2 protein-coding genes are annotated in these 959 nt (G+C 60.7%); both read right to left on the minus strand.

From position 1 onward, the window contains the following. Positions 1-737: IS3 family transposase (locus J6524_RS37000; protein ID WP_225678758.1), on the minus strand; the 737-nt coding region annotated here is incomplete at its 3' end. Continuing rightward, a partial coding sequence (locus tag J6524_RS37005; protein ID WP_376712133.1) for a transposase occupies positions 734-959 on the minus strand: 226 nt, incomplete at its 5' end. The genes J6524_RS37000 and J6524_RS37005, both read right to left, overlap by 4 nt.

Genomic DNA, 959 nt, shown 5'->3' on the forward strand with positions numbered 1-959 from the left:
GCTTTGGCCTCGTGGCCATCCGAATAACCCTTGAGATAGATGTCTTCGTATTTGAGCGAGCGCCACAGCCGCTCGATGAACACGTTATCCATCCAGCGCCCGCGACCGTCCATCGAGATCCTGACTCCAGCGGCGGACAGCGTCGCGGTGAAGGCGGCGCTGGTGAACTGGCTGCCCTGGTCGGTATTGAAGATCTCAGGCCGGCCGAAGCGCGCCAAGGCCTCTTCCAGCGCAGACACGCAGAACGATGTGTCCATCGTGTTCGACAGGCGCCAGGCCAGCACCGCTCGGCTCGTCCAATCGATGATCGCCACCAGATACAGAAAGCCCTGGCCGATCGGCACATAGGTGATATCGGCCGCCCACACTTGATTCGGCCGGTCGATCATTTGGCGCAGCAGATACGGGAAGATCTTGTGTCCCGGCGCCGGCTTTGTCGTTCTGGGCTTTGGTCCGAGTGCCGTGATGCCCATCTTGCGCATCAACCGCTGCACGCGCTTGCGATTGATGCGACAGCGTTCGCCATTGAGCATCGCCGTCATCCGCCGCGAGCCCAGGAACGGCCAGGCCGTGAACAGCTGGTCAATCCGCCGCATCAGCTCAAGATCGTTGTCATTGGCCGGCCGCGGTGGCCGATATACGCTCGATCGCGCAACGCTCAGCAGTTGGCATTGCCGGCGGATCGATAGACTCTCATGATCGCGCTGAAGCAATCCTTGGCGATCCGGCGCGCTCATCTTTCGGACCTCCTGGCTAAGAAATCTCGCTCGACCGTCAATTGTCCGATCTTGGCGTGGAGCTTCTCGACCTCCAGTTCGTGGGCCACCTCGCCATCCCGACCAGTGCCCGCGTCGAACGCACGAACCGCTTGATCCTGAAGCTGCTTCTTCCACGCATAAATCTGGTTCACATGCACCTGGTAGCGCTGCGCCAGATCCGTCACCGTTGATTGTTCTCGC

Origin of the sequence: Bradyrhizobium hereditatis (assembly GCF_020329435.1) — a bacterium.
GTDB lineage: Bacteria > Pseudomonadota > Alphaproteobacteria > Rhizobiales > Xanthobacteraceae > Bradyrhizobium > Bradyrhizobium hereditatis.